Source organism: Streptomyces zaehneri, from assembly GCF_032248645.1.
In the GTDB taxonomy this organism is placed as follows: Bacteria; Actinomycetota; Actinomycetes; order Streptomycetales; family Streptomycetaceae; genus Streptomyces; species Streptomyces coriariae.
Genome location: NZ_JASTTJ010000012.1, coordinates 137379 through 162909, shown reverse-complemented (window position 1 = coordinate 162909; position 25531 = coordinate 137379). Strand labels below are relative to the sequence as shown.

Below are 25531 nucleotides of genomic sequence, written 5' to 3'. Positions count from 1 at the left end.
GTCAGGAGGCCGAGGCGGCGGCCGACGGGGACGCGGCCGACTCGTCGTACGGGCCGATCCACTTCTCGTACAGCTTCTTGTAGGTGCCGTCGGCCTTCGCGTCCGCCAGCGCCTTGTTGATCGCGGCGACCAGCTTGGTGTTGCCCTTCTTCACCGTGAAGCCGTACTGCTCGCCGGTGTTGAGGTTGTCGACGACCTTGAAGGCGTCGGCGTTGGCCTTGTCCTTCAGCCAGCCCTGGACGACCGGGAAGTCGATGATGACGGCCTTGACCTGGCCGGTGCGCAGACCGTTGAGGACGGCGTCGGAGGACTCGAAGGAGACCGGGTCGAAGCCCTGCTTCTTGGCGTAGTCCTCGCCGGTGGTCTGCGCCTGGGCGCCGAGCTTGACGCCCTTGGACTTCACGTCGGCGAGCGAGGTGACGCCCGCGCCCTTGTCGACCAGGACGGCCTGGGTGGCCTCGAAGTAGGGGTCGGAGAAGTCGACGTTCTTCTTGCGCTCGTCGGTGATGGTCATGCCGGCCGCGGCCAGGTCGCACTCGCCGGAGTTGAGGAAGGCGCCGGTCTTGAAGTTCTCGAACGGCGTGTCGAGGATCTCCTGCTTCACGCCCAGGTTCTTGGCGGCCAGGTCGATCAGGGCCACGTCGAAGCCCTGCACCTTGCCGTCGATCTCCGACTGGAAGGGCGGGTAGGGCAGGTGGGTGCAGGTGGTGAGCTGGCCCGCCTTGACGAGCTCGACCCCGCCGGCGGCGGTCCTGGAGCCGCTGCCGCCGTCATCGGTGGAGGTGCAGGCGGCGACGAGCATCAGCCCGGCCGTCACGGTGGTGGCGGCCAGGACGCGGGTCCGGCGGCCGGGGAGGGTGTTCACGGCGGGCCTTCCTGTAAGGGAACTGTGGGTTCCGATTATAAGGAGATGTTTGAGGCTCTCAAATCAAACCGTTGGTCACCGGGCCGTGCGGCCTGCGAAGTGGCCGGTGGGGAGGGCGGGAAGGGTGGGGGGCGTGCCGGTTAGTCTCGTCACCTCTACCCAGTGAGTGAAGAGAGCACCGCCGTGACACACCCGTTCCTGGATCTTGCCCCGCTGAGTGCCGCGCATTTCGCCTCGATCGAGGACCGCGTGGCGCGGCTGCTGGACACCCGGCAGGACGTCGTGATCATGCAGGGCGAGGCGCTGCTGCCGCTGGAGGGCGCGATCCGCGCTGCGGCCGGTCCGGGCACGACCGCGCTCAACGTGATCACCGGCCCGTACGGGCAGACCTTCGGGGACTGGCTGCGGGACTGCGGCGCCACGGTGATCGACCTGGCGGTGCCCTTCCACACGGCGGTGACGGCCGCGCAGATCCGGGAGGCGTTCGCCGAGCACCCCGGGATCGACTTCGTGTCGCTGGTGCACGCGGAGGCGGCGACCGGCAACACCAACCCGGTCGCGGAGATCGGCGAGGTGGTGCGGGAGCACGGCGCGCTGTTCTACCTGGACGCGGTCGCCTCGATCGGCGCGGAGCCGGTGCTGCCGGACGCGTGGGGCGTGGACCTGTGCGTGATCGGCGCGCAGAAGGCGATGGGCGGTCCGGCGGGCGTGTCGGCGGTGTCGGTGAGCGAGCGGGCGTGGGCGCGGATGGCCGCGAACCCGAGGGCGCCGCGCCGGTCGTACCTGTCCCTGCTGGACTGGAAGGAGCGCTGGGTCGACGGCGGCCGCAAGGCGCTGCTGCACGCGCCGGCGCAGCTGGAGATGCTGGCGCTGGAGGCGTGTGTCGAGCGGATCGAGGCGGAGCGGCCGGAGACGGTGATGGCCCGGCACGCGTCCGCCGCCGCCGCGACGCGCGCCGGCGCCCTGGCACTGGGCGGCGGGCTGGAGCCGTACGTGCGTGACGCGGCGGAGGCGGCGCCCGTCGCCACGACGCTGCGCACGCCGTCGGGGGTGGTGGCCTCGGAGCTGGTGGCGCGGGCGCTGGCGAGCGACTCCGGGCTGCCGCTGGCCGCGGGTGGGGGCGCGCTGGCCACGGAGATGATCCGGGTCAACCACTACGGAGGCGACGCGACCGTCGGCGTGGTGCAGGGATGCCTGGCGGCGCTGGGTGCCGCGCTGGCGGAGAAGGGCCGGGACGTCGATCCGGAAGGGGCCCGGCGGGCCGTGGAGGGCGCCTGGCGGTAGGCGCGGCCGGTCCACCGGGCCCGGTCCGCCGCCGGACGACGTCGAAGCCCCGCTGTCGAAGCCCCGCTGTCGGTGCCGCCTGTCATGCTGCCCCGCATGACCTCCGACACTCCCCTCATGCTCCCCGACGGCCGACCCGTCCCCCTGCTGACCGGTGACGAACTCCCCATGCTGGAGAGCTGGTTGGCATTCCACCGAGCCACGCTCGAGCTGAAGTGCGCGGGGCTGGACGACGAGCAGCTGCGGCAACCGGCGGCCGAGCCGTCCGAGTTGACCCTGCTCGGTCTCGTCCAGCATCTCGCCGAGGTGGAACGCAACTGGTTCCAGCGGGCGTTCGCCGGACTGGACGTGCCGCCCGTCTTCGAGGAGGGCACCGGGTACGCCCTCGACGCCGGGCGGGGCCTCGACGGGGCGCTGACCGCCTGGCGCCGGGAGATCGCGCGCGGACGTGAGCTGATCGCCGGGCGGCCGCTCGAGGCCACCGGGCGGATCGCCGACGGGCCGATGGCCGGGCTCGAGGTCAGCCTGCGCTGGGTGCTGATCCACATGATCGAGGAGTACGCCCGCCACAACGGCCACGCGGACATTCTTCGGGAGAGTATCGACGGGGTCAAGGGAGCCTGAATTCAGGTTAATTCCCGAATTCCCGTCGACTCCTTTCCCGGACTTCTTCTCGACGATAGCTTTCCTGAGTTCTTCTGCCCCGATTCACCGTACCTAAACGCAGGGAATTTCGGGCAGGTTTCGAGTGCGTGACGCATTGCACAAGCGGAGCGATATGCACCTTTCGCGGGGTGCATAAGTGGACAAAACCGCCACCTGCCCCGGTGGCATCACGGAATCACCACGGCCTCTCCATGCGTTTTCGAATTTCCCTGGGTAAGTTCAATCCGCATGACTGCCGCACAAGCAGACCTACGTATCGACAGCCCGTCGATGGAAGACGGCGCAGCGCTCTGGCGTCTCGCGAAGGAATCCGGGACGCTCGACCTGAACTCGTCCTACAGCTATCTGCTGTGGTGTCGCGACTTCGCCGCCACCTCGGCGGTGGCCCGCGCGGAGGGCGGCGAGCCGGTCGGGTTCGTGACCGGGTACGTCCGGCCTGAGGACCCGCAGACCCTGCTGGTCTGGCAGGTGGCCGTCGACGCCGCGCACCGTGGTCGCGGCCTCGCCGCCGCCCTGCTGGACGGGCTGGCCTCGCGGGTCGCCGCCGAACGCCCGCTCACCGCCGTGGAGACCACGATCACGCCGGGCAACACCGCCTCCGAGCGGCTGTTCACGTCGTTCGCCGACCGGCACGGGGCGACCGTCACCCGTGAGGTGCTGTTCGGCGCCGGCCTGTTCCCCGACGGCCCGCACGACCCCGAGGTCCTGTACCGGATCGGCCCCCTCGCCTTCTGACCCGCCCGCCCCGCCTCCGCCCGCCTGTGCCTGCGACCCCCACTCCGAGGAGCGTTTCGTCGTGACCATCACCCAGCCCGACCTCAGCGTGTTCGAGACCCTCGAGTCCGAGGTGCGCAGCTACTGCCGCAGCTGGCCCGCGGTCTTCGACCGGGCGCAGGGCAGCCGTATGCACGACGAGGACGGTCACCGCTACCTGGACTTCTTCGCCGGCGCCGGATCCCTCAACTACGGCCACAACAACCCCGTGCTGAAACGGGCGTTGGTCGACTATCTGATGCGGGACGGCGTCACGCACGGGCTCGACATGTCGACCGTGGCCAAGCGGACCTTCCTGCAGACCTTCCAGGATCTGGTGCTGCGGCCGCGTGACCTGCCCTACAAGGTCATGTTCCCGGGCCCGACCGGCACCAACGCCGTGGAGTCGGCCCTGAAACTGGCGCGGAAGGTGAAGGGACGCGAGGCCATCGTGTCGTTCACCAACGCCTTCCACGGGATGTCCCTCGGGTCGCTCGCCGTGACCGGCAACGCCTTCAAGCGGGCCGGCGCCGGGGTACCGCTGGTGCACGGCACGCCGATGCCGTTCGACAACTACTTCGAGGGCCAGGTCCCCGACTTCCTGTGGTTCGAGCGGCTGCTCGAGGACCAGGGGTCCGGCCTGAACAAGCCCGCCGCCGTGATCGTCGAGACCGTGCAGGGCGAGGGCGGCATCAACGTCGCGCGTCCGGAGTGGCTGCGGGCGCTCAAGGACCTGTGCGAGCGCCAGGACATGCTGCTGATCGTCGACGACATCCAGATGGGATGCGGGCGCACCGGGGCCTTCTTCTCCTTCGAGGAGGCCGGGATCGTCCCGGACATCGTGACCGTCTCCAAGTCGATCAGCGGCTACGGACTGCCCATGTCGCTCTGCCTGTTCAAGCCCGAGCTGGACGTGTGGGAGCCGGGTGAGCACAACGGCACCTTCCGCGGCAACAACCCGGCCTTCGTCACCGCCACCGCCGCCCTCGAGACGTACTGGGCCGACGGGTCCGCGATGGAGAAGCAGACCCGGGCGCGGGGCGAGCAGATCGAGCAGGGTCTCATCTCGATCACCGAGGAGAACCTCGCCGACATCAAGGAGTACCGGGGCCGCGGTCTCGTGTGGGGCCTGGAGTTCCACGAGAAGGCGCGGGCCGGGCGGGTCGCGAAGCGGGCCTTCGAGCTCGGGCTGCTGATCGAGACGTCCGGTCCGGAGAGCGAGGTCGTCAAACTGCTCCCCGCCCTGACCATCACCCCCGAGGAACTGGACGAGGGCCTCAGTGTCGTCGCCCGCGCCGTACGGGAGACCGTCTGACGTCCTCGGACCCCGTATCCCCTATCTAGGAGGCATCGCACCACCGTGATCGTCCGTTCGTTCAAGGACATCGAAGGCACCGACCGGCATGTGCGGGCGGCGTCCGGCACCTGGGAGAGCAAGCGCATCGTGCTCGCCCAGGAACGGGTCGGGTTCTCGCTGCACGAAACGATTCTGTACGCGGGTACCGAGACGTCGATGTGGTACGCGAACCACGTCGAGGCCGTCGTCTGCGTCGAGGGCGCGGCCGAACTGACCGACCACGAGACCGGGCGGACGCACACCATCACGCCCGGCACCATGTACCTCCTCGACGGGCACGAGCGGCACACGCTCCGCGTCAAGGACGACTTCCGCTGCATCTGCGTGTTCAACCCGCCCGTCACGGGACGGGAGGACCACGACGAGAACGGCGTCTACCCCCTGCTGACCGAGCCCGAGGAGGTGTGAGCATCGTGACCACCCTCACCGATCTCTACCCCACCCGTGGCACCACCGAGGTGTCCGTACCCCGCCAGGATCCCGTCGTCTGGGGCTCCCCCGACACGCCGGGCCCGATCCCGGCGGCCGGCCTCCAGGAGTACGAGCGCGACGGCTTCCTCGCCGTCGACCAGTTGATCGGCGACGACGAGGTCACCGTCTGCCGGCGGGAGCTGGAGCGGCTGGTCGCCGACCCGGAGATCCGGGCCGACGGGCGGTCGATCGTCGAGCCGAAGTCCAAGGAGATCCGCTCCGTCTTCGAGGTGCACAAGCTCAGTCCCGTGTTCGCCGCGCTCGTCCGCGACGAGCGGGTCGTGGGGCGGGCCCGGCAGATCCTGGGCTCGGACGTGTACGTGCACCAGTCGCGGATCAACGTCAAGCCGGGCTTCGGGGCCGGGGGCTTCTACTGGCACTCCGACTTCGAGACCTGGCACGCCGAGGACGGTCTGCCGAACATGCGGACGGTGTCCGTGTCGATCGCGCTGACCGAGAACCTGGACACCAACGGCGGGCTCATGATCATGCCGGGCTCGCACCGGACGTTCCTCGGCTGCACCGGGGCGACGCCCGAGGACAACTACAAGAAGTCGCTCCAGATGCAGGACGCGGGCACCCCCTCGGACGAGGCGCTGACCGCGATGGCCGGCGACTACGGCATCAAGTTGTTCACGGGCAAGGCCGGTTCGGCGACCTGGTTCGACTGCAACTGCATGCACGGGTCCGGCGACAACATCACGCCGTTCCCGCGCAGCAACGTGTTCATCGTGTTCAACAGCGTGGAGAACACGGCCGTGGAGCCGTTCGCGGCGCCGGTCCGCCGGCCGGAGTACATCGGCGCGCGGGACTTCACGCCCGTGCGGTGAACCCTCTTTCCCCCGCCTGCCGGGCGTCGGGAGGCTCAGGCCGACAGGGCGTTCAGCAGGCGGTCGACGTCGGCCGTCGTGTTGAACAGGTGGAAGGAGGCGCGCAGATGGCCGGAGCGGTCGGAGACCTGGATGCCGGCGGCGGCCAGCTCGGGCTGGCGGAAGCCGAGTCCCGGCACCGAGACGATCGCGGAGCCGGGCGCGGCGACGGGCCGATGGCCGAGCCCGGCCAGTCCGGTGCGGAAGCGGTCGGCGAGAGCGAGGTCGTGGGCGCCGATGGCCGCCACGCCGAGTTCCTCCACCAGTTCGAGGGAGCGGCGCAGTCCGGCGTAGGTGAACAGGGCGTGCGTCAGGTCGAACCGCCGTGCCGAGTGGGCGAGTTCGGCCACCGGGCCGTAACAGCTGTCCCAGGGCTCCTCGCCGGCCACCCATCCCGCGAGGACCGGTGACAGCCCGCCGAAGTCCTCCGGGACCACCAGGAAGGCCGCACCGTGCGGGCCGAGCAGCCACTTGAAGGAGACGGCGGCGGAGAAGTCGTGGGCGTCGGCGTCCGCCGCAAGCCAGCCTGCCGACTGCGAGAAGTCGACGTAGGTGCGTGCGCCGTGCGTCCGGGCCGCCTCGCGCAGGGCGGGGAGGTCGGCGATCCGGCCGTCGGCGGACTGGGCGGCGCTCACCGCGACCAGGGCCGTACCCGGGCGGACGGACTCGGCGATCCGCTCCAGCGGGACGGCCCGGACCTTGAGGTCCCCGCGGACGTGGAACGGGTTGAGCACGGAGGTGAAGTCGTCCTCGGCGGTGAGCACTTCCGCGCCCGCGGGGAGCGAGGCGGCGATCACGCCGCTGTGCGCGGCGACCGAGGCGCCCAGCGCCACCCGGGTGACCGGGACGCCGGCCAGCCGGGCGTACGCGGCCCGGCAGGCCTCCACGTCCTCGTGCAGCGGGGTCAGCGGCCTGCCCTCGGCGCGCAGCACCGCCGCCTCGTGCAGGGCGGCGACGGTACGGGCCGGCAGCAGGCCGTTGCTCGCCGTGTTCAGGTACGTGGTCTTCGGGGTGAACTCGGCGCGGACGAGGCTCTCGAAGGTCTCCATGCGTCCACTGTGGGACCCCAAGAACCCCTCGTCCATTGCCGATTTTTACGTGATTCCGCTAAGGAGAACTTATAGATCGGCTCTCACCTGCGGATTTCACTGCTGCGGGACCGCGCACCCGTCCGGTCCGCAGGCCTGCGCGCCGCCGTCGTCGATCAGCTTCAGCGGGGAGCGGTCGCCCCAGGCCTGGGTGAGGGCCTGGGTGAAGACCTCGGCGGGCTGGGCCCCGGAGACGCCGTAGGCGCGGTCGAGGACGAAGAAGGGCACACCGTTCGCACCGAGCTGAGCGGCCTCGCGCTCGTCGGCGCGGACCTCGTCCGCGTAGCGGGCCGGGTCGCCGAGGACCTCGCGGGCGGCCTCGGCGTCGAGACCGGCCTCGGCCGCCAGTTCCACCAGCCGCTCGTCGCCCTCGGCGAACACGGACCGCTCCTCGGCGAAGTTCGCCCGGTAGAGGATCTGGATCAGCTCGTCCTGCCGACCGTGCTCCTTGGCGAAGTGCAGCAGCCGGTGCATGTCGAAGGTGCTGCCGTGGTCGCGGTCCCGGGTGCGGTAGTCGAGGCCCTCGGCGGCGGCCTGGGCGCCCAGGTTCTCCTCGCCGGACCGCGCCTGCGCCTCGCTCATCCCGTACTTCTTGGTGAGCATGGCCAGTACGGGCTGGACGTCGCCCTTGGCGCGGCCCGGGTCCAGCTCGAAGGAACGGTGCACCACCTCGACCTGGTCACGGTGCGGGAAGGCCTCGAGCGCCTTCTCGAAGCGGGCCTTGCCCACGTAGCACCAGGGGCAGGCGATGTCGCTCCAGATCTCGACGCGCATGTCTCGGCTCTCTCCAGGTCGTACGGCTGGCTGCGGAGCTCCCCCGCGGGAGATCCGCACGGAGGTTCCCTCCGACGAGTGCATGAACGTTCAAGCAGGACGTTTCATTCCCCGGTCACTCCACCTGCCGCTCCCCGGTCACCGCGTACCTCAGCCAGAGGTGGTGCTCGCCCTCGCCGGGCGGGTTCTCCGGGTCCGGGCTCCAGCCCTGCCGGGCGTAGAAGGCCTGGGCCCGCCGGTTGTCGACGTGCACGTCGAGCACGGCCGTGCGCCGCCCGTCCGCCCGCCACTGCTCCACACAGGCCGTGTGCAGGTCCGTGCCGATCCCCGAACGCCAGTGGCCGGGGTCGACGTGGAACTGGAACAGCTTGACCGTGTGCACGGGCGCGCCCTCCGGCGTGCGGAAGGAGGCGAGACCGACCAGCCGTCCCTGCTCGACGACGCACAGCACATGGCCGTCGGGCCGCTCGATGGCCGAACGCCAGGCGCCCAGCCAGTCGGTGCCGTCCTGCGGGACCCCTTCGGGGTAGTACGTGGCCCGGGCGCACGCGTGCAGCGCGGCGACCCTCTCCGCCTCGGCGGGGACGGCGGTGCGGATCACCCGGTTTCCCGTGACGCGTTCTTCGATCATGCAGGAGAGGACGAGAGGGCCCTCACCTCGGTTCCGGCTAGCTTCCGTCCCGCAGGTCGTCCGGCCATTCGGTCCTGAACTCGAGATGGTCGTACGTGACGACACATCCCTCGCCCATCGGGGACTGCGTCATGAAGCCGACCAGGGCCGCGCCGGTCTCCTTCTCCTCGCCCAGCGTGAACAGGCGGACGAAGGTCCACCGTCTGCCGTCCCGGGAGGCGTGGAAGGCGAAGGCGCGGCCGGTCCTGCTCACCCGGAGCCAGACCGAACTGCCCTCCACGGTGAAGGAGTTGGCGTCGTCGGAGTGCCCCCGGGTGACCACCGTGCAGACGGTGGCCACGTCCGGGGAGTACTCCAGACACAGCTTGGCCCAGGCCCGTTCACCGACGTGGACGTACAACACCCCGGCGTCGAAGGCCCAGTTGAAACCGACGGTGACGCGCGCGATGAGCTGGAAGTCGCCCTCAGGCGCCCCCAGCAGCCGGGGCGCGTCGGCGGCGGTGTCCACCCCGTCCCCGGTGGGCGGCACGAAGCGGTCCTGCCTGGCCCCGGCCCACCCGGTGAGCACCCCGTCCTCGTGGGACCAGTGCCCGTCCGGTCCATAGGTGCGCAGAGGAAACGGCAGTTCGGGAAGGGAAACGTCCATGACCTGATTATCAGGGGCGTCGGGAGCTGCACGGGGCGCGGGGCCGCGTCGATGCGCACTCCGCCGCGGGGGCGCGGCACACCACGGGAGACCTGTACCCGACAGTCCACCGCGCCCCGACGACGCTCGCGCGGAGCGCTACCGCTCCAGCCGCCCGTTGAACCGGCGGGGCAGCCCCAGCTCGTTCTCGTCCCGCAGCTCCACGGGCAGCAGCGCCGCGGGAGCGTTCTGGTAGGCGACCGGCCGCAGCCACCGCTCGATGGCGGTCCCGCCGACAGAGGTGGACGTGGAGGTGGTGGCCGGGTACGGCCCGCCGTGATGCTGGGCCGGCGCGACGGCGACACCCGTGGGCCAGCCGTTCACCAGCACGCGCCCGGCCAGCGGGGTCAGCTCGGCGAGGATCTCCCCGCCCCGGCCCTCGCCCGCGGCCTCACCCTCGGACAGCTGGACGGTCGCCGTGAGGTTTCCGGGCAGGCGCGACAGCACCGCCCTGACCTCGCCCTCGTCGTCGTAGCGGACCACGACGGTGACCGGCCCGAAGCACTCCTCGAGCAGCAGGTCGTGCGCACCCTCGGCGGTCAGCCGGGAGGCCGGCACGGTCAGGAAGCCCGCGCTGACGGTGTGCTCGCCGCCCGCGCCGGGCGTCACCGGCGACTCCACGTCGGGCAGCTCGGCCCGCTCGGCCACCCCGGCGATGAAGTTGTCGCGCATCCGGTGGTCGAGCAGCACGCCCGCGTCGGTGTCGCTCACCGCGTCCGTGAGCGACTTGACCAGTCCGTCGCCGGCCGCGCCGGACGGCACCAGGACCAGGCCCGGCTTCACACAGAACTGGCCGACGCCCAGGGTCATGGACCCGGCGAGGCCGGTGCCGATCGCCTCGGCCCGCTCGGCCGCGGCCGCCTCGGTCACCACGACCGGGTTCAGCGAGCCCAGCTCGCCGTGGAACGGGATCGGCACCGGACGGGCCGTCGCCGCGTCGAACAGCGCGCGTCCGCCCCGGATCGACCCGGTGAAACCGGCCGCGGCCACCAGCGGGTGCTTGATCAGCTCGACGCCGGACTCGAAGCCGTGGACCAGGCCCAGCACACCCGCAGGGATGCCGTGCTCGGCGGCGGCCGTGCGCACCACCTTGGCGACCAGCTCGGACAGGCCCGGGTGGTCGGGGTGGGACTTGACGACGACCGGGTTGCCCGCCGCGAGCGCGCTGGCGGTGTCACCGCCCGCGACGGAGAAGGCGAAGGGGAAGTTGGACGCCGAGTACACGGCCACCACCCCGAGCGGCACCTTGTAGCGGCGCAGGTCGGGGATGGGCGGGGTGGCGGTGTCGTCGGGGTGGCTGATGACGACGTCGAGGAACGCGCCCTCGTCGACGATGTCGGCGAACGCGCGCAGCTGGTAGCAGGTGCGCGCGAGCTCTCCGGTCAGCCGGACCGGGCCGAGCGCGGTCTCCGCGTCGGCCACCTCCACGAGCGTGTCCTTGGCCGCCTGGAGCCGGTCGGCGGCGGAACGCAGGAAGGCGGCGCGGACGGTACGGTCAGCGAGGAAGCCGCGCGCCTCATGGGCGGCGCGGACGACGGCGTCGACCTCCTGGGCCGTGGCCTCCACCGCAACCTGTTCACGCTGCTTCCCGGTTCGGGGGTCGACACTCCAGACTGGTGCTGCTGCCACCGCGGGTCCCTCCACGCTTGGTTCTGACCACGTTTGGTACTGGCTCATCCACCAGGGTCGTTCGATATACTGAACGCTGTCTCTGATGATGAATATGCTGTCGGAGCGTATTTCCCGTCGAACGAAGGGGTCAAGGGCGATGTCGGCTGGCGAGACGGGGGGCGGGGCGCAGGTCAAGTCCGCGGTGCGGACGGTTGAGCTGCTGGAATACTTCGCCGGCCGCCCAGGAATGCACTCTCTGGCGTCGGTCCAGGAGGCCGTCGGCTATCCCAAGTCCAGTCTCTACATGCTGCTGCGCACGCTGGTGGAGCTGGGCTGGGTGGAGACGGACGCGACGGGCACGCGGTACGGCATCGGGGTTCGGGCGCTGCTCGTCGGCACGTCCTACATCGACGGCGACGAGGTGGTCGCGGCGGCCCGCCCCACCCTGGACCGGCTCTCGGACGACACCACCGAGACCATCCACCTGGCCCGGCTCGACGGCACGAACGTCGTGTACCTCGCCACCCGCCAGTCCCAGCACTACCTGCGCCCCTTCACCCGGGTCGGGCGCCGGCTGCCCGCCCACTCCACCTCGCTGGGCAAGGCGCTGCTGAGCACCTGCACCGACGAGCAGGTCCGCAAGCTGCTGCCGGAGACGCTGCCCGCGCTGACCGAGCACACGATCACGGACCGCGAGAAGCTCATCGAGGAGCTGCACCAGATCCGCGAGCAGGGCTTCTCGGTGGACCGCGAGGAGAACACGCTGGGCCTGCGCTGCTTCGGCGTGGCCATCCCGTACCGCACGCCGGCCCGGGACGCGATCAGCTGCTCGGTGCCGGTGGCGAGGCTCACCCCCGCGCACGAGCAACTGGTGAAGGACGCGCTGTTCGACGCACGCGACCGGCTCACCCTGGCCACCCGTAGGCTCTGAGACATGCTGATCTCCCTGCGCCAGGTCCACGACAGCGATCTGCCGGTGTTCTTCCGGCAGATGAACGACCCCGAGTCCCTGCGGATGGCCGCGTTCACCGCGAAGGATCCGGCCGACCGGGACGCGTTCGACGCCCACTGGACGAGGATCCGCGCCTCGTCCGCCGTGCCGCGCACGATCCTGGCCGACGGGGACGTCGTCGGCAGCGCGGCGGTGTACGGGGAGCCGGGCGAGCGCGAGGTGACGTACTGGGTGGACCGCGCCTACTGGGGCCGGGGCATCGCCACGCAGGCGTTGCGGGCACTGGTGTCCGAGGTCCGGGAACGGCCGCTGTTCGCTCGGGCGGCGGCCGACAACGCGGGCTCCCTGCGGGTCCTGGAGAAGTGCGGCTTCCGGTCCACCGCCCGGGCCACCGGCTACGCGAACGCGCGGGGCGGGGAGATCGAGGAGATCGTGCTGCGGCTGGAGGCCTGAGCCCGGCCGCGGTGGACGGGCCCGGATGAACCGTCTCGGATGAACGGTCGATGAGAAAACGGGCGGACGGGAACGATCGCCTCCCTCCCGCTCGTCTTTCCGTTCGCAATGAACAAGACGATCAGGCGCGCCTCGGTCTTCGCGCTGCTGCTGGTGTTCGCCCTGCTGCTCCGGGCGACCTGGGTGCAGTTCTACGAGGGCCGGGCACTCGCGGACGACAAGGACAACCGGCGCAACGCGATCGAGACGTACGCGGAGCCGCTCGGGAACATCATCGTGGCCGGAAAGGCGATCACCGGCTCGGCCGTCACCACGGGCGGCGACCTCAGATACAAGCGCACGTACACGGACGGCGAGCTGTACGCGGCGGTGACGGGCTACGCCTCGCAGAGCTACGCCCCCACACAGCTGGAGGGCATCTACGCGGACCTGCTCAACGGCACGGACACCCGCCTGAAGACCGCGCTGGACACGGTCACCGACAAGCGGGCCGACCCGGGCAACGTGATCACCACGATCGACCCGGACGTGCAGAAGGCGGCGTACGACGCGCTCGGTGACAAGAAGGGCGCGGCCGTCGCGGTCGACCCGACGACCGGCCAGATCCTCGCGGTGGTGTCGACCCCGTCGTACGACCCGTCGACGCTGACCGACGCCAACACCGCCGGGACGGCCTGGAAGAAGCTCAACGCGGACTCCGACAAGCCGCTCACCAACCGGGCGCTGCGGCAGCCGCTGGCGCCGGGCTCGACGTTCAAGCTGGTCGTGGCGGCGGCCGCGCTGGAGGACGGGCTGTACTCGTCGGTGGACGAGAAGACCGACAGCGAGGACCCGTACACCCTGCCGGGCACGCGCACGGTCCTGAAGAACGAGAACACGTCCGCGCCCTGCGAGAACGCCACGATCCGGGTCGCGCTCCAGTACTCCTGCAACAACGTGTTCGCGCACATGGCCGTCCAGCTCGGACAGGACAAGCTGAGGGCGACGGCCGAGAAGTTCGGCTTCAACGACGACAGCCAGGACGTGCCGGTGCGGGCGTACCCGAGCGTGTACCCGTCCGGCATGGACGAGTCGTCCACCGCCCTGACCGGCATCGGCCAGTTCGACGTGACCGCGACGCCGTTGCAGATGGCCATGGTGTCGGCCGCCATGGCCAACGGCGGCAAGCTCGTCTCGCCGCACATGGTCTCGCAGATCACCGACGGCGGCGGCGACGTCCTCGAGGACTACGACGAGGAGGCGTCGGCCACGCAGATCGTCAGCTCCTCCACCGCCGAGCAGCTGCGGTCGGCGATGCAGACGGTCGTCGAGAAGGGCACCGGCACGAACGCGCTCATCGACGGCGTCACCGTGGGCGGCAAGACGGGCACGGCCCAGAACGGCGAGAACAACAGCAAGGCGCCGTATGCCTGGTTCACGTCGTACGGGAAGTCCGACTCCTCGGGCAAGGAGGTCGCCGTGGCGGTCGTGGTCGAGCAGTCAGACGCCGCGCGGTCCGAGGTCAGCGGGAACGGGCTGGCCGCGCCGGTCGCGAAGGCGATGATGGAAGCGGCGCTGCAGAGCTGAGCACCGGCATCCCCGGCCGGGACCGCTCCCGGCCGGGGATCCGGCGTCGCCCCCGGGACTACACGCCCAGCACCTGCTCGATGGGGTCGATCGCGAAGTACACGACGAACAGCGCCGAGGCCCCCCACAGCAGCCAGTGGACCTCCTTCGCCTTGCCGAGCACCGTCTTGATGACGACGTAGGCGACGAAGCCCGCGCCGATGCCGTTGGTGATCGAGTAGGTGAACGGCATCACGGCGATGGTGAGGAACGCCGGGATCGCGATCTCGTACTTGTCCCAGTCGATGTTCTTGACCTGGGTCATCATCAGGAAGCCGACGGCGACCAGCGCGGGGGCGGCCGCCTGGAGCGGGACGATGGTGAGGAGCGGCGTCAGGAACAGCGCGCACGCGAACAGTGAGCCGGTGACCAGGTTGGAGAAGCCGGTGCGTGACCCCTCGCCGACACCTGCGGCCGACTCGATGTAGGAGGTCGCGGAGGACGACGAGGCCGCGCCGCCCGCGACCGCCGCCGCGCCGTCGATGAGCAGCACGCGTCCGAGGCCCGGCACGTCGCCCTTCTCGTCCAGCAGTCCGGCCTCCGCGCTGATGCCGACGACGGTGCCCATGGTGTCGAAGAAGTCGGACAGGACCAGGGTGAAGATCAGCAGGACGACGGTGATGACGCCGGTCTCGCCGAAGGCGCCGAACAGGCTGAAGTGACCGATCAGTCCGAAGTCGGGGGTGCCGACGACCTTGTCGGGCCACGAGGGCGTGGTCAGACCCCAGGACTTGATGTCCGCGAGGGAGTTGATGACGATCGCGAGGACCGTCATCGTCACGATGCTGATCAGGATCGCGCCCTTGACCTTGCGGGCCAGCAGACCGATCGTCAGGAGCACTCCGAGGCAGAAGACCAGCACCGGCCAGCCGGTGAGGGTGCCGGTGGCGCCGAGCTGCACGGGGACGGTGGTGTTCGCGATGTCGGGGATACGGCTGGCGAAGCCGGCGTCGACGAAGCCGATGAAGGCGATGAACAGGCCGATGCCGACGCTGATCGCCTGCTTCAGCGGTTGCGGGATGGCGTGCATGACGGCCTCACGCAGTCCGGTCACCACCAGCACGCAGATCAGCAGGCCTTCGAGCACGATGAGGCCCATCGCGTCGTCCCAGCTCATCAGCGGGGCGATCTGGAAGGCGACGACCGCGTTCAGGCCGAGGCCCGCGGCGAGGGCGAGGGGCAGGTTGCCGCCGACGCCCATGATGATCGTCATCACCGCGGCCACCAGGGCGGTGGCGGTGGTGAGTTGGACGGCGTCGAGCTGGTGCCCGAACTTGTCCTTGGCGCTGCCCAGGATGATGGGATTCAGGACAAGGATGTAGGCCATGGTGAAGAACGTGGCGAAGCCGCCGCGTATCTCCCGGCCGAAGGTGGATCCCCGCTCGGAGATCCTGAAGTACCGGTCGACGCTGTTCGCCGCGGGTGGCGCGGTACCTGGCCGGTCGGCCGTCACTTTCGTCTCGGACATGGCTGGTGCTCCTAGGTGCCTGAATGATCTGAGTGCGGATGCTGGCTGGATTGTTCCCGCGTTGAACCGTCTTCAGGTTTTCGTCGTGTTACGGAATCGGACTCCGGAGTCGTTCGGCCTGCCACCTGATGTTCGAACCCCCGCACGAAAGCGAGTAGTCGATCACTGCTACGCTTCCCGATCTCGCCCCGGCCACCTCCTCGGGGCATCCGCATGTCATTCACATGACACACACAGGCATACCAGTCGTTCCGAGAAGAGGTCACCCGTGGGCACAGTCGTCGACGACGCCGCCTCCGTGGAATTCCATGCCTTCTTCGATCGCCACTACGCCGAACTGTCCCGTCTCGCCCATCTGCTGACCGGTGAGGCGGACGCCGCCGACGATCTCGCGGCGGACGCGCTGCTCGCGCTGTGGAACCGCTGGGACCGGGTGCGCGCGGCCGACCATCCGGTGGCGTACGCCCGCGGCGTCGTCGCCAACCTCGCCCGCACCCGCATCCGCAGCGCCGTCCGGGAGCGCCGCAGGATCGCGCTGTTCTGGTCGCAGCGCGAGGAGAAGACGGAGAACCCCGACATCGCGGGCGTGGTGGACGTCCAGTCGGCGCTGCGTAGACTTCCGTTCCGCAAACGGGCCTGTGTCGTGCTGCGGCACGCCTTCGACCTGTCGGAGAAGGACACGGCGCTCGCCCTGGGGGTCTCGGTCGGTACGGTGAAGAGCCAGACCTCGAAGGGAATGGCCGAGCTCCAGAAACTGCTCGGTGCCAGGGGAGCTCCGCTCAAGATGCCTGCCATGGTGCGCACCGGCGAGGCCTCGGCCTCAGGAAGGGACCGATGACGATGCAGCGGGACGTGCACGACGATCTGCGCGCCCGGCTGCACGAGGCGGCCGAGGCACACGAACCCGACCGGGCGTACATCCTGGCCCGCGTCGAGCGGGGCATGGCGGGACAGGGACAGGCACCGGAACGGTCCGATCACCGGGCGAGCCGCCCGGTCCTGTGGGGCTGGGCCCGGATCGTGGGCGCCACGGCGGCGGTCGCGGGCATGCTCGCGGTCGGCGGCTACGCGGTGGCGTCCGCCGTGAAGGACGACACCCCGGCGCAGCAGACGGTCTCCGTCTCCCCGCCGCCGGTGGAGTCCCCGGACGCGACGAGCCGCCCGCCGGCCTCGCCGAAGCCCACGCCGAGCTCCGGCGGCGGGGCGAAGGACCCGGCGAAGCCGAGCGCCTCCCCGTCGCGGAGCTCCGCGGCGACGCCCTCCGCGCCCGCGGCGGCCACGCTGCTGCCGGCGACGACCGACGTCGAGGACGGCCCGCTGTGGTCGGACGGTTCGGTCGACCCGCACAGCAACGACTTCTGGGCGCAGAGCAACGTCACGATCAAGACGTCCGAGGCGCTCACCGAACTGACGGTGCAGTTGAAGGTCGCGCAGACCGGCGGGGTCTCGTCGGCGGGCGCCTGGCGCTCACTGCCCGAGGACGACTTCACGTTCTCGGTGGCCGAGCGGGACGGCTTCCTGGTGTACACCTGGGTGCTCAAGGAGGGCCGTACGGTCGCCAAGGGCGAGTGGGTGTTCGCCGGGCAGTACGACCACGACCGCGGCGGCCGCGACGCCAAGGACGACACCTACGCGGTCACCGGCCGGTCGGATCAGCAACAGGGCTCCGTGGGCGGCGACTTCGCCTCCGCCGAGGACGACGAAGGCGACTCCTGACCGACGGGGCCCGCCCTGGGGCCTGTCCTAGTTCATCGTCGATCCGACGGTGGTCGAGCCCGTGGTCAGGAAGGTCGTCGCGGGCAGCGAGCCGTCCGCCTTGCGGGCGCCGTACGCCGTCGTCGCGTCCTTCGAGGTGAACGCCGGCGTGGACACCCCGCTGTCCCAGCTGTTCGCCGCGGAGACGGCCGACGAACCCCGCTTGTCCGAACCGCCCTTGTTGCCCACCGCGAGATTGCGGGCGAGCCTGGCCTTGCCGGTGGCGAAGTAGAACCCCGCCTCGGTGTTGGCGTAGGCGGTGTTGCGGTTCAGCACGATCGCCCCGGTGTTGGAGTTCTCGGTGAAACCGTTCAGCGTGTTGTCCCAGGCCGCGTTGTTGTTGACGACATGCGCGACGGCCACGCCACCGCCGCCCAGCTTGAACCCGTTGCCGTTGCCCTCGAACGCGGCGTCGCTCCACCGGTTCCTGCCGTTGCCGAAGGCCCACGAGTGCTCGATGGTGACCGCGGTGGAGAACTGCCACAGGTCCAGGCCGTCGTCCGAGTTGTTGTACAGCCGGGCGCCGGTGATCCTGTTGCCCGTCCCCGAGCCGAACTTGACGGCGATGCCGTCCGCGTTCTGGCCGTGCCCGGCGGCGTCGTAGTTGCCGAAACTGTCGAGGTTCTGCACGAGGTTGTTCACCGTGTTGTCGCCGCGCAGGGTGAAGCCGGAGTCGCCGTTGTTGCCGGTGACCAGGTTCCTGAAGACGCCGCCGGTCGACGAGGTGACGACGAAGCCCTGCGCGGGGGAGGACTGGAAGGTGAGGTTCTGCACGGTCCAGTAGCTGCCGTAGATCCCGGCGAGCCAGGAGCCGGCGGGCAGCTTGGAACCGTCGATCTTCACCTTCTCGGCGCCGTACGCCTGGAGCGTGATCCGGGCCGAACTCGTGCCGCTGGCGGTCGACTTGAGGGTTGCCGTCGGGTAGTACGTGCCGCCGCGGACCTGGATGACGGTACCGGCGACCGCGTTGCGCACGGCCGTCTCCAGCTGGGCGGTGGTGGAGACGGTGACCGTCGACGAGGCGGCTTCGGCATCGCCGTCGGACAGGCCGAGGTAGACGCCGCCCGCCCCTGCGGAGACCGCCACCGCGGCGGCGATCGAGAGGGTGCGGGTCCTGCGGTGGCGTCCGGTGCTCATGCGCACGGGGCGTTCCTTTCGGTGAGCGAGTGAGAGCGGAAACGGGCCGGAGGGGCCGCCCCGGCCCGTTTCCGCTCCTCAGTCGTCACCGTGACCGCAACAGGTTGCCGCGCCACCGAAAGGGATCGAAAAAGTTGCGTCAGCTCACGAAGTACGTCGGGTTCGGCAGCTTGTACGTCCGGTCGGCGTAGCCGCCCTCGAGGTCGGAGTACTGGTCGCCGAAGTTCGCGATGATCTCGTAGCCGAGGTCGCGCTCGATGTGCTTGCGGGTGCCGGACTTGTACTGGACGGTCGTGCAGGTCCAGGCGCCCGGGGTGGCGCAGCCGCTCAGGTACGACGGCGGGGTGGCCGCGTTCTTGAGGAACATGTGGTCGGCGTCGAGGTTGATGTCGGCGCCCACGTTCTTCAGGTTCTCCACGGCGGCGGTGCGCTGCGCCTCGGCGAGCCCCGAGTTGTAGAAGACCTCGACGCCCTTCTTCTCGGCGTACTGCACGAGTTCGGGGCTGCCGAACACCGCCGGCCGGTCGGCCTTGTTCACGTACGCCGCCCAAGTGGCGGAGCTGTAGGTGTAGTTGTACCGCTTCTCGTAGTCGAGGCTGAGCAGCAGCGTGTCGTCGATGTCGAAGACGACCGCGGGCTTCTCGCCCTTCCTGACCGCCTTGCGGGCGGCCTGGTCGATGTACTTCTTCGCGGCCTTGTCGATGCTCGCGAGGTCCTTGGCGTACGGGCTGGTCGCCGACGCCTGGTACACGCCGTTCGCGTCCGGCGCGGTGCCGTAGTAGGTGTCGAGGTCCTTCACCAGGAGCCCGATGTTGTAGGGCTCGTGGGTGGAGTTGGCCGTGGACTGGCCGGCCGTGGCCGCGCCGGCGCCGTACAGGGCGGCGCCGGCGACGGCACAGGCGGCGGCGACGGCCGCGATGCGCAGTGGCTTATGCATGACACGTTTTCTACGCGCGTCACACGGCCGAGCGCGAGACCCGTTGCCCGACCGTTACCCGTTCACGGGCAAAAATCGGGTCAAGCGATCGGGACGGACGATCGGGTCACGCGCCCGGACGGCCCGGTGGGTGCCCGGCAGGTCAGTCCATGGTCGCTCCGATGGTCGTCGAACCCGTCGTCAGGAACGTGGTCGTGGGCAGGGTGCCGCTCGAACTGCGCGCGTTGTACGTGGAGCTCGCGTCGGTGGACCGGAAGGCGGGCGTGGAGATGCCGGAGTCCCAGTTGTTGCCGGCCGAGGTGACCGACGAGCTCTTGCTGACCGCGCCGCCGCCGTTGCCGACCGCCAGGTTCTTGCCGAGCTTGGCGGCGCCGGTGGCGAAGTAGTAGCCCCACTTGCTGTTGGCGTAGGCGGTGGTGCGGTTGATGACGATCGCACCCTTGTTGGAGTTCTCGGTGAAACCGTTTCCGGCATTGCCCCAGGCGGCCGAGTTGTTGACGACGTGCGCGACCACCTCGCCGTCCCCGCCCAGCTTGTAGCCGTTGCCGTCGCCCGCGAAGGCCGAGTCGGACCAGCGGTTGACGCCGTTGCCGAAGGACCAGGTGTGCTCGATGGTGACCGGCGAGGAGAAGGACCAGAAGTCGATGCCGTCGTCGGAGTTGTTGTAGAGGCGGGCTCCGGTGATGAGGTTGCCGGTGCCGGAGCCGTACTTCACGGCGACGCCGTCGGCGTTCTCGCCGTGGCCCGCGGCGTCGTAGTGGCCGTAGGAGTCGATGTTCCTGACGGTGTTGTTGACCGTGCCGTCTCCGGTGAGGGTGAAGCCGGAGTCTCCGCCGTTGATGGTCTTGATGTTGTTCCAGTTGGTGCCGGTGCAGGACTGGCAGACGACCGCGCTGTCCGGGGAGTTCTGGAAGGTGATGTTGGAGACGTTCCAGTAGTCGGCGGTCAGCTTGAGGATCCAGTCGCCGTCGGGCAGCGACGAGCCGTCGATCTTCACGGTCTCCGAGCCGTACGCCGTGAGGGTGACGGGCGACGAGGAGGTGCCGTTGGCCGTGGACTGGAGGGTGGCCGTCGGGTAGTAGGTGCCGGCGCGGACCTGGATGACCGTGCCGGCGGTGGCGTTCTTGATGGCGTTGGACAGGTCGGTGGAGTTGCTGACCACCACGGTGGCGGCCTGCGCCTGGGTGGGCAGGACGGCGAGTCCGGCGCCCAGGGTGAGGGCGGCGACGGCCGTGAGAGCGGTACGACGAGACATGGAGTGCGGGTCCTTTCCGTCGTTCAGGGGGATGGGGCGAGGGACCGGTTCACAGGACGGTGCCGAGCCAGCTGAAGACCTCGTCCTGCATGCGGTCGACGAAGACATGGCCGAGGTCGGGCCAGCTCTTCAGGTGCAACCGCTCCTCGGCGTGACGGGAGCGCCAGACGGCGCGCAGCCGGTCGTGCGCCGCGCGGACGCCGTCGGCGGGGAACAGCGGGTCGAGCCCGCCGTCGAAGAACAGCATCGGCCTGGGTGCGGCGATGCTCGCCACGTCGGGGAAGTCGAGGAACCGGGGAAGCCCGGGGTGGAGCATGTAGTACGAGGACTGCCCGCGCAGGGTGTTGTTGCCGGGCACCATCATGTCCTTCAGGCCGGTCATCCAGCAGACGGCCGCCGCCGCGGCGAGGTCGTCGCTGAGCGCGGCCGCCTGCCAGGCGCGGTAGGCGCCCATGGAGAACCCGACGGCCGCCACCCGGCCCCGGTCGACCCGGTCGAGGCCGGCCAGGAACCCGGCGGCCCTTGCGTCCTCGCGGGCCATGAGTCCGGCGAGCGAGGAGCCGAGGTTGAAGAAGTTGGAGGCGAGGGCCTGCTGCTGGTCGTAGGCGAGGGGCCCGCGGTCGCCCCAGCCGAGGGCGTCCGCGCACAGCACGACATACCCCCGCCGGGCCAGCTCGTCGCCGACGAACCGTCCGCTGAAGTAGCGCTCCGACCAGCCCTGCGCGGAGGCGAGCCGGGTGTCGTCGTACCAGGGGCGGACCAGTTTCTCCTTCCCGATGTCGAACTTCGCCCCGTGGTCGTGCAGGAGCAGTACGGCCGGGAAGGGGCCTGGGCCGTCCGGGGTGAGGAGCGCGGCGCGGACGCGTTCGTGGCGGGTGAGGGAGAGTGTCACCAACTCGCCGGTGTAACCGTCCTGTCGGCGCCGGTCGGTGAACTCGGGGGCGTACGGGGTCCGGTCCTGTGGTCCGACGACCAGCAACTCCCCGACCTTGGCGCGGGCGGCCCGGCGCCAGGCGCCGAAGTCGCGGATCGGGGACCTTCCCCAGGCCAGGGGGAAGGTCAGCTCGGCTCTGAGCGCTGGGTGGAAGTCAGGCAGCGGCCCGTCCACGACGGCCGTCGGCCCGTCCGCGGAGGCTGCCGGTCCGTCCACGACTGCCATCGGTCCCTCCACGGCGGCCGCCCGCGCGTCGGCGGGGGCGACGGCCCCGGTCAGGAGCGCGGCGCCGGTGCCGGCCACGAACGCCCGCCGCCCCACCCCCGGGTCACGGGCGCCCATACGGCCTCCAGCCCCCGAGATACGTCCGGCGGGTGTGGGTGGCCGCGTCCTCCGCGGTCAGCTGCGGCCGGTTCTCCGGCACCGGGATCGCCGCGCCGGGGCCGGAGTTGGCGTGCTCGCGAAAGCGCATGGTCTGCCAGGGATAGGCGTCACGCATGTTGGTGTACGGGGCGACCGCGTCGATGCCGGGGCCGATCCAGGTGTCCCGTACGACCAGCGAGGGCCAGGCGGTCGTCTCGTACGAGGGCACCCACGGGCGGGCGATCTTGTACGCGGCGTCCTCGGCGCCCGAGGTGATCCGGCCGCGCAGCGCGAGGAAGCCGTAGGGGTTGGCGCGGGCGGTGGCGGGGGCGAAGACCATGCCCTTGGGGGTGAAGCCCACGTCCCGCTGGAGGGTGTGGAAGTGGCAGGCGTCGAAGACGGCCCGGCCCCGCCCGAAGACGAAGTCGACGTCCCCCTCGATGTAGCAGCGGTGGAAGTACTGCCGGTCGAAGGCGTCCAGCGCGGTGGTGTCGGCGAACAGGGTGTCCTGGTGGGCCAGCAGGCGCACGCGGTCGAAGTGCGTGCGGTCGCCGGTGACGTAGGCGGCCACCGCCTGGGTGCCGGTGATCTCCGGATGGTCGGCGCGCAACCAGTCGTTGGCGAGGGTGAGGTCGCGGACGGTGAGACCGGGCGCGGCGGAGGTGAAGGTGGCGGAGCCCGCGGTGCCGTGGGTTCCGGACCCGTCGGGCTTGGCGGTCCCGCCTGCGTTGTCGTACACGAGCACGGCGGCGCGCGGGTCACGGGAGGCGCCGCGTATCGTCAACTCGCCTTGCTCCGCAGGCACGTTCACGACTTCCCGGTACGTACCCGGGTGCACGACGATCGTCGCGCCGGGGCCGTCGACGGCGTCCACGGCGGCCTGGAGGGAGTCGCCGGGCCGGACGTGCAGGACGCGGCGGGACCGGGCGTGGGCCGGGGTCGCGGTGACCAGGGCGGCGCCCGTGAGGCCCGCGAGGAGGGTGCGTCGGCGCAGCATCTCAGCACTCCCCCTTCCAGGGCTCCCAGTCGCCCAGGTAGGCCCCGCGGGTGGCCGATCGCGCCTGTTCCGGGGTGAGTTGGGGACGGTTCTCGGGGACGGTGATCCGCGCTCCCGGCCCGCTGTTGCGGTACTCGGCGAACCGCTGGCTCTGCCAGGGGAAGGAGGCCGACATGTTGGTGTAGGGCGCGACGGCGTCGATCCCGGCCTCCAGACGGGTGTCGCGGACGGTGAGGCTCGGGCGGGCGGTGGTGTCGGAGCTGGGGACCCAGGGGCGGGCCAGCTTGTAGTAGGCGTCGGGCGCCGCGCTGCTGATCCGGCCCCGGACGACCAGGTAGCCGAGCGGGTTGGCGCCCGCCGTCGAGGGGGCGAAGACGAAGCCGTAGGGGGCCGCGGCCAGGTCGGTGCGGTTCAGGGTGCGGAAGTGGCAGTGCTCGTAGACGGCCGTCGCCCGGCCGAAGACGAAGTCGACGTCTCCCTCGACGTAGCAGTGCGCGTAGTACTGCCGGGCGAAGGCGGTGAGGGCGACGGAGTCGGCGTACAGGGTGTCCTGATGGCCGAGGAAGCGGCAGTGGTGGAAGGCGGAGCGGTCGCCCTGCACCTTGATGGCGACGGCCTGGGTGCCGGTGATCTCCGGATGGCCGGCGCGCAGCCAGTCGTTGGCGAAGGTGATCCAGCGGGCGGTGAAGCCGTCGGCCTGCACGGTGGTGGTGGCCGATCCGGTGGTGCCGTAGGTGCCGCCGCCGGGCTTGGCGGTGCCGGCCGCGTTGTCGTAGACGATGACGACGTCACGGGGGTCCTCGGAGGCGCCGATCCAGGTGGCCTCGGTGCGGGTGGCGTCGAGGGCGACGGTCTCCCGGTAGGTGCCGGGGGCGAGGACCAGGGTCCAGCCGCTGCCGGTGGTGGCGGCGACGGCGTCCCGGACGCCGGTGAAGTCGCCCCGGCCCAGCGGGTCGACGTACAGGGTCCGCGGGGTGAGCCGATCGGCCGGCGAGCCGTGGCGGCCGAACGGGCCGCGGCGCGCGGTGGCGGCCCGCGCGGGTACGGCGGCGAGGCCGAGCGCGGCGGCCGTGCCGGCGGCCGCCGTCAGGAATCCTCTTCTGGAGAGCGGGAGTCGGGGGTCGTGGGGGTGTCGGGGCGAGGACATGCGGGTGCTCCTTGACAGTGCGGCTCTGCTGAGGGGGCCGGGGCGGCGACGGGCGCCGCCCGCCCCGGCCGTCGTCGAAGGGATCAGCCCAGGCGCCCGGCGCCCGCGCCGCAGTCGACGATCCGGGGGACCGCCTTCGCCGGGTCGACCTTGGTGCGCAGGGTCGGCGTCCAGCCCGCGCCGGACTCCAGGACCTCGGCCGGGATCTCCGCGTTGTGCACGGCGATCAGGTCCGTGAGCGTGCCGTTGACGTAGTTGTCGTCGGCGGTGAGCGGCGCCACGTTCCAGCGCTTCAGCACCTTGGCCGCGCTGACCCCCGTCGGCAGCGTGAACGCGTTGTGCTGGGCGACGAGTTGGGACTCCTTGCCGATGCCGAAGCTGTAGCTGAAGGCGTCGTCGGCGACGAAGTGGTTGTTGTAGGAGTCGACCTGCCCGAAGCGGACCCGGGGAGCGCGTTCGACCAGGTTCGAGAACTGGTTGTGATGGAAGGTCACCTTCAGGTGCCCCCGGTCGCCGACGGCCGTCGACTCGCTGTCGCTGTTGCCGATGAGGATCGTCTTGTCGTGGTCGGTGAAGACGTTCCAGGAGGCGGTGACGTAGTCGGCGCCCCGGACGATGTCCAGCTCGCCGTCGTGCTGCTGGTACAACATGCCGAAGTAGGTCGGCGCGGCGCTGTCCGGGTGCGATCCGTCGGTGAACGTGTTGTGGTCCAGCCACACGTGCGTCGAGCCGTAGACGACGGCCGTGTCGTACTCGGAGTTCCAGTTGCCGTTCGCGCCGTCGGTCGGGTCCCACTGCGGGAAGCAGTCGATGGGCGACTCGAAGGCCAGGTTCCGGATGATCACGTTGTCGACGGCCTTGATCTGAAGGCTGACGCCCTTGAAGCCGGCGTTCTTCCCGATGCCGACGATGGTGGTGTTGGCGGGGATGTTCGCCTTGATGGCCGTGTCCTGGGCGGCGGCGGAGGCGCGCCGCAGTCCCTCCGGGCTGTCGGCGGGCTCGGCGCTCAGGTCGGTGTCGAGGCCCCAGGTCTCGGGCGCGTACGCGGCGAGGTAGGCGTCGAAGTCGTAGCCGGGCGCGGCGAAGGCGTCACAGCCCTCGGCGACGGCGTCGATGACGCCCTTCACCTTGATGATCTTCGGCGCGCTGCCGCCGGCGGCGAGGGCGGCCTTGAACTCGGCCCAGGTGGTGACGGTGTACACATGGGCGGCGTCGGCGGCCGACCCGCCCGTGGTTCCCGTGCCGTAGGCGGCCCAGCCGTCGTTCACGCCCAGGACCTGCCGGCCGAGGTCGCGGGACGAGGAGCTGGAGTGGGCGTCGGCCCGGGCGGACGCCGTGCCGGTGACGGACAGCACCAGCGCGGTGCAGCCCACCAGGGCAGCTATGACGCGTCCATGACATATCTGTGTACGCACTGTACGGTTCTCCTCTTGTGGCGAAAGGCGTGCGGGTCCTGCGCGAGCCGTAGCGGGTG

Annotated in this window: 25 protein-coding genes; 11 read left to right on the top strand and 14 right to left on the bottom strand. The window is 70.5% G+C overall.

Features of this window, described 5'->3' with window-relative positions; genetic code table 11:
* Position 1 precedes the first annotated feature (1 nt).
* A complete protein-coding gene (locus tag QQM72_RS21335) occupies positions 2-865 on the bottom strand; it encodes a transporter substrate-binding domain-containing protein (RefSeq protein ID WP_314222459.1) in 864 nt (287 codons plus the stop codon).
* 183 nt (positions 866-1048) lie between these two features.
* On the opposite strand from QQM72_RS21335, the gene QQM72_RS21330 reads away from it, so the two are divergent.
* The 6 genes from QQM72_RS21330 to thpD all read left to right on the top strand — a co-directional run bounded on the left by QQM72_RS21330 (position 1049) and on the right by thpD (position 6226).
* Complete coding sequence (locus QQM72_RS21330) at positions 1049-2149, top strand: pyridoxal-phosphate-dependent aminotransferase family protein (protein WP_314222534.1); 1101 nt, start codon at positions 1049-1051, stop codon at positions 2147-2149.
* Positions 2150-2245: 96 nt separating this feature from the next.
* Positions 2246-2773, top strand: a complete 528-nt coding sequence (locus QQM72_RS21325) for a DinB family protein (protein ID WP_314222458.1) — start codon at positions 2246-2248, stop codon at positions 2771-2773.
* 270 nt (positions 2774-3043) lie between these two features.
* Positions 3044-3550, top strand: a complete 507-nt coding sequence (gene ectA / locus QQM72_RS21320) for a diaminobutyrate acetyltransferase (RefSeq protein ID WP_314222457.1) — start codon at positions 3044-3046, stop codon at positions 3548-3550.
* Between the two features lie 61 nt (positions 3551-3611).
* Positions 3612-4883, top strand: coding sequence for a diaminobutyrate--2-oxoglutarate transaminase (gene ectB, locus QQM72_RS21315; protein WP_314222456.1), 1272 nt, complete (start codon positions 3612-3614; stop codon positions 4881-4883).
* A gap of 45 nt (positions 4884-4928) precedes the next feature.
* Positions 4929-5333, top strand: coding sequence for an ectoine synthase (locus QQM72_RS21310; RefSeq protein ID WP_314222455.1), 405 nt, complete (start codon positions 4929-4931; stop codon positions 5331-5333).
* A 5-nt stretch (positions 5334-5338) separates the two neighbouring features.
* Positions 5339-6226 (top strand): ectoine hydroxylase, encoded by an 888-nt coding sequence (gene thpD / locus QQM72_RS21305; protein WP_314222533.1) that lies wholly within the window; start codon positions 5339-5341, stop codon positions 6224-6226.
* Between the two features lie 35 nt (positions 6227-6261).
* Here the strand turns inward: thpD and QQM72_RS21300 are convergent, their stop codons facing one another.
* From QQM72_RS21300 to QQM72_RS21280, 5 genes are all read right to left on the bottom strand, one after another.
* Positions 6262-7314, bottom strand: coding sequence for an aminotransferase class V-fold PLP-dependent enzyme (locus QQM72_RS21300; protein ID WP_314222454.1), 1053 nt, complete (start codon positions 7312-7314; stop codon positions 6262-6264).
* A 96-nt stretch (positions 7315-7410) separates the two neighbouring features.
* Positions 7411-8127: a DsbA family oxidoreductase gene (locus QQM72_RS21295; protein ID WP_314222453.1), complete on the bottom strand. Its 717-nt coding sequence runs from the start codon at positions 8125-8127 to the stop codon at positions 7411-7413.
* A 115-nt stretch (positions 8128-8242) separates the two neighbouring features.
* Complete coding sequence (locus QQM72_RS21290) at positions 8243-8758, bottom strand: GNAT family N-acetyltransferase (RefSeq protein WP_314222452.1); 516 nt, start codon at positions 8756-8758, stop codon at positions 8243-8245.
* A gap of 37 nt (positions 8759-8795) precedes the next feature.
* Positions 8796-9404, bottom strand: coding sequence for a DUF1349 domain-containing protein (locus QQM72_RS21285; RefSeq protein ID WP_314222451.1), 609 nt, complete (start codon positions 9402-9404; stop codon positions 8796-8798).
* A gap of 138 nt (positions 9405-9542) precedes the next feature.
* Positions 9543-11072, bottom strand: a complete 1530-nt coding sequence (locus tag QQM72_RS21280; protein WP_314222450.1) for an aldehyde dehydrogenase (NADP(+)) — start codon at positions 11070-11072, stop codon at positions 9543-9545.
* Positions 11073-11211: 139 nt separating this feature from the next.
* On the opposite strand from QQM72_RS21280, the gene QQM72_RS21275 reads away from it, so the two are divergent.
* The 3 genes from QQM72_RS21275 to QQM72_RS21265 all read left to right on the top strand — a co-directional run bounded on the left by QQM72_RS21275 (position 11212) and on the right by QQM72_RS21265 (position 14025).
* Complete coding sequence (locus QQM72_RS21275) at positions 11212-11985, top strand: IclR family transcriptional regulator (RefSeq protein WP_314222449.1); 774 nt, start codon at positions 11212-11214, stop codon at positions 11983-11985.
* Between the two features lie 3 nt (positions 11986-11988).
* Positions 11989-12459 carry a GNAT family N-acetyltransferase gene (locus tag QQM72_RS21270; RefSeq protein WP_314222448.1) on the top strand — a complete coding sequence of 157 codons (471 nt, stop codon included), beginning with the start codon at positions 11989-11991 and terminating at the stop codon, positions 12457-12459.
* Between the two features lie 108 nt (positions 12460-12567).
* Entirely contained in the window at positions 12568-14025 is a 1458-nt protein-coding gene (locus tag QQM72_RS21265) for a peptidoglycan D,D-transpeptidase FtsI family protein (RefSeq protein WP_314222447.1), read from the top strand.
* Between the two features lie 58 nt (positions 14026-14083).
* Here QQM72_RS21265 and QQM72_RS21260 read toward each other — a convergent pair whose 3' ends face one another.
* A complete protein-coding gene (locus QQM72_RS21260; protein WP_314222446.1) occupies positions 14084-15532 on the bottom strand; it encodes an NCS2 family permease in 1449 nt (482 codons plus the stop codon).
* A gap of 268 nt (positions 15533-15800) precedes the next feature.
* Here QQM72_RS21260 and QQM72_RS21255 point away from each other — a divergent pair, with 268 nt between their 5' ends.
* Both QQM72_RS21255 and QQM72_RS21250 read left to right on the top strand, forming a co-directional pair.
* A complete protein-coding gene (locus QQM72_RS21255) occupies positions 15801-16370 on the top strand; it encodes a SigE family RNA polymerase sigma factor (RefSeq protein ID WP_314222445.1) in 570 nt (189 codons plus the stop codon).
* Positions 16367-17248 carry a hypothetical protein gene (locus QQM72_RS21250; protein WP_314222444.1) on the top strand — a complete coding sequence of 294 codons (882 nt, stop codon included), beginning with the start codon at positions 16367-16369 and terminating at the stop codon, positions 17246-17248. Before QQM72_RS21255 ends, QQM72_RS21250 begins: the two co-directional genes overlap by 4 nt.
* Positions 17249-17275: 27 nt before the next feature.
* On the opposite strand, the gene QQM72_RS21245 is transcribed toward QQM72_RS21250, so the two are convergent.
* The 7 genes from QQM72_RS21245 to QQM72_RS21215 form a co-directional block, all read right to left on the bottom strand.
* Positions 17276-18430 carry a right-handed parallel beta-helix repeat-containing protein gene (locus QQM72_RS21245; protein ID WP_314222443.1) on the bottom strand — a complete coding sequence of 385 codons (1155 nt, stop codon included), beginning with the start codon at positions 18428-18430 and terminating at the stop codon, positions 17276-17278.
* Between the two features lie 133 nt (positions 18431-18563).
* A complete protein-coding gene (locus tag QQM72_RS21240; protein WP_314222442.1) occupies positions 18564-19361 on the bottom strand; it encodes an HAD family acid phosphatase in 798 nt (265 codons plus the stop codon).
* A 142-nt stretch (positions 19362-19503) separates the two neighbouring features.
* Positions 19504-20616: a right-handed parallel beta-helix repeat-containing protein gene (locus QQM72_RS21235; protein WP_314222441.1), complete on the bottom strand. Its 1113-nt coding sequence runs from the start codon at positions 20614-20616 to the stop codon at positions 19504-19506.
* Positions 20617-20665: 49 nt separating this feature from the next.
* The gene (locus QQM72_RS21230) at positions 20666-21892 is read right to left on the bottom strand and encodes a dienelactone hydrolase family protein (RefSeq protein WP_314222440.1); all 1227 of its coding nucleotides are present in this window, start codon (positions 21890-21892) and stop codon (positions 20666-20668) included.
* Positions 21879-22907, bottom strand: a complete 1029-nt coding sequence (locus QQM72_RS21225; protein ID WP_314222532.1) for a pectinesterase family protein — start codon at positions 22905-22907, stop codon at positions 21879-21881. Before QQM72_RS21225 ends, QQM72_RS21230 begins: the two co-directional genes overlap by 14 nt.
* 4 nt (positions 22908-22911) lie before the next feature.
* The gene (locus tag QQM72_RS21220) at positions 22912-24057 is read right to left on the bottom strand and encodes a pectinesterase family protein (protein ID WP_314222439.1); all 1146 of its coding nucleotides are present in this window, start codon (positions 24055-24057) and stop codon (positions 22912-22914) included.
* A gap of 83 nt (positions 24058-24140) precedes the next feature.
* The gene (locus tag QQM72_RS21215; protein ID WP_314222438.1) at positions 24141-25472 is read right to left on the bottom strand and encodes a pectate lyase family protein; all 1332 of its coding nucleotides are present in this window, start codon (positions 25470-25472) and stop codon (positions 24141-24143) included.
* Between the last annotated feature and the right edge of the window lie 59 nt (positions 25473-25531).

Excerpts from the sequence above, each read along its gene's own strand:
- QQM72_RS21285 (WP_314222451.1), bottom strand. The coding sequence starts at position 9,404 with ATGGACGTTTCCCTTCCCGAACTGCCGTTTCCTCTGCGCACCTATGGA.
- QQM72_RS21235 (WP_314222441.1), bottom strand. The coding sequence starts at position 20,616 with ATGTCTCGTCGTACCGCTCTCACGGCCGTCGCCGCCCTCACCCTGGGC.
- QQM72_RS21270 (WP_314222448.1), top strand. The coding sequence starts at position 11,989 with ATGCTGATCTCCCTGCGCCAGGTCCACGACAGCGATCTGCCGGTGTTC.
- QQM72_RS21295 (WP_314222453.1), bottom strand. The coding sequence starts at position 8,127 with ATGCGCGTCGAGATCTGGAGCGACATCGCCTGCCCCTGGTGCTACGTG.
- QQM72_RS21325 (WP_314222458.1), top strand. The coding sequence starts at position 2,246 with ATGACCTCCGACACTCCCCTCATGCTCCCCGACGGCCGACCCGTCCCC.
- QQM72_RS21250 (WP_314222444.1), top strand. The coding sequence starts at position 16,367 with ATGACGATGCAGCGGGACGTGCACGACGATCTGCGCGCCCGGCTGCAC.
- QQM72_RS21300 (WP_314222454.1), bottom strand. The coding sequence starts at position 7,314 with ATGGAGACCTTCGAGAGCCTCGTCCGCGCCGAGTTCACCCCGAAGACC.
- QQM72_RS21265 (WP_314222447.1), top strand. The coding sequence starts at position 12,568 with ATGAACAAGACGATCAGGCGCGCCTCGGTCTTCGCGCTGCTGCTGGTG.
- QQM72_RS21220 (WP_314222439.1), bottom strand. The coding sequence starts at position 24,057 with ATGTCCTCGCCCCGACACCCCCACGACCCCCGACTCCCGCTCTCCAGA.
- QQM72_RS21230 (WP_314222440.1), bottom strand. The coding sequence starts at position 21,892 with ATGGGCGCCCGTGACCCGGGGGTGGGGCGGCGGGCGTTCGTGGCCGGC.
- ectA (WP_314222457.1), top strand. The coding sequence starts at position 3,044 with ATGACTGCCGCACAAGCAGACCTACGTATCGACAGCCCGTCGATGGAA.
- QQM72_RS21240 (WP_314222442.1), bottom strand. The coding sequence starts at position 19,361 with ATGCATAAGCCACTGCGCATCGCGGCCGTCGCCGCCGCCTGTGCCGTC.
- QQM72_RS21290 (WP_314222452.1), bottom strand. The coding sequence starts at position 8,758 with ATGATCGAAGAACGCGTCACGGGAAACCGGGTGATCCGCACCGCCGTC.
- QQM72_RS21260 (WP_314222446.1), bottom strand. The coding sequence starts at position 15,532 with ATGTCCGAGACGAAAGTGACGGCCGACCGGCCAGGTACCGCGCCACCC.
- QQM72_RS21275 (WP_314222449.1), top strand. The coding sequence starts at position 11,212 with ATGTCGGCTGGCGAGACGGGGGGCGGGGCGCAGGTCAAGTCCGCGGTG.